This window comes from Acidiphilium sp. 20-67-58 (assembly GCF_002255515.1).
Classification (GTDB): Bacteria; Pseudomonadota; Alphaproteobacteria; order Acetobacterales; family Acetobacteraceae; genus Acidiphilium.
In genome coordinates this window covers 1-1,864 of the sequence record NZ_NCAS01000092.1, presented here as the reverse complement: position 1 = coordinate 1,864, position 1,864 = coordinate 1, and the positions used below count along the sequence as shown (strand labels likewise).

Sequence of the window (1,864 nt, the reverse complement as noted above, 5' to 3'; positions counted from 1 at the left end):
GCGCGTTGCCGCAGCGCGTGGCCTGGTGGCGGCCGGCATCAAGGATGGCGGCGATGTTGATCAGGTGATCGCGCGGTTGCGGGCGCGCGGGGTTGTCGAAGCCGGTGGTGCTGGCGGCAACGGTGAGTCCGCACGCACGCAGATCATCGCGGTCGAGACCGAGCGGGATGACCCGGAAAACCCGGATGTGACGATCACCACAACCAGGCTGACGACGCGCGCCCATGTCGAGCAGGAGAGCGCGCTGGTCGAGCTGGCGGGACAGGCTGGCAGGGACCGGCGCGGCACACTGAACCCGGTACAGATCAAGCGCGGGATCGAGGCGAGCGGGCTGAGTTTCACCGGCGCGCATGGCGCGGCGCAGCGCCGGATGATCGATCATCTCGGCATGGGCGGCCGGTTCGCGGTGGGGATTGGGGCGGCCGGAGCTGGCAAGACCACGCTGTTGAAGCCGTTGGTGGCGGCGTGGCGTGACCAGGGTGCGGACATTCACGGCATCAGCCTCGGCTGGCGCCAGGCGCGCGAGTTGCGCGAGGCCGGGCTGAATACCGACACTGATACCGGCGGGCGTGACACGATCGCGGCCGTATCAGTGTTCATCAACCGGGTGGAGAGCGGCCGGCTGGACTTGTCCAACCGCAGCGTCGTGGTGATCGATGAGCTGGGTACGATCGGCACGCGCCAGATGCTTGATCTGTTGCGGCTCCAGGAGCGGCACGGGTTCCGCATGGTGGCGATCGGTGATCCGAAGCAATGCCAGTCGATCGAGGCAGGCCAGGTGATCGGCCTTCTCGAAAAAGGGCTAGGCAAGGTGCCGTCGATCGAAAGCAGCATGCGGCAAACCAACGAACGGGCGCGCGAAATCGCGGGCTTGCTGCGCCAAGGCGGTGCCGAGGCTGTTGGCAAGGCGCTGGACATGAAGCGGCAGGATGGCACGGCCGAGATCGTCGCGGGCGGGCATAATGAGGTGATCGCGCGAGCCGCTGCGCTTTGGGATGAGCGCCGGAAAGCGAATGCTGATCGGCCGCGCTTTACGATTTCGATCAGCACACCGACCAATCAGGACGCGCGCGCGATCGGCGAGGCGATCCGGCAACGGCTTCTGGTCTCTGGCGAGCTGGGGCAGAGCCGCATGACGCTGGCGGCGATCGATAAGAACACCGGCGAGCACTACGCGCTGCCGATCGCGACGGGCGAAAAAATCAGACTCTTCGCCAGGACCAACGCGGCGATGCTGGATGGCGGCAAGGGCGCGATTGGTGATAACGGCTCGATCCTCGAAATCACCAGCATCCGCGACGAAGGCCTGGTGCTGCGGAACGATCATGGCCGCGAGGGCTTTGTGAAGTGGGACACGCTGGCCGACAAGGAAACCGGCCGGATGCGGCTGGCCTACGGCTATGCCATGACCACCAACACCGCCCAGGGTATCACCACGACCGAGCATATCTTTGTAACACCGGGCGGTTCGCAGACCACGGACGGCTTCAAGACGTATGTGTCCGGGTCACGGCACCGGGAGCGGGATTACTGGCTGACCTCGGAGGGAGCCGAGCGTCAGGAAATCGCGGGCCGCCGGCCGCTGGGCGATCCACGCCTGATCCGCGAGCACGACATCTGGACGAACTGGACGCGGAACATCGCGCGCCAGCCTGAAAAGACCAATGCGCTCGATCTGGTGAAGATCAGCGAGGAGGCCCGCCGCAATGCTGCCCGCGCCTTCCTCAAAGGGCTGGCGGCCGACGAGAAACGCGAGGCCGCAGGCTTGCCCGCTGACCTGTCCCAGCGTTTTGCGCGCACCCAGGCCCGGGCCAGTGTGCAAGGAGGCTTGACCGAAAGCATTGCGCGAGCCGGTGAGGAGAAG

1 protein-coding gene is annotated in these 1,864 nt (G+C 66.0%); it reads left to right on the top strand.

All coding sequences use genetic code 11. From position 1 onward, the window contains the following. Positions 1–25 precede the first annotated feature (25 nt). Positions 26–1,864 (top strand): ATP-dependent RecD-like DNA helicase (locus B7Z76_RS16035; protein WP_291345252.1); only part of this gene is annotated, 1,839 nt, incomplete at its 3' end.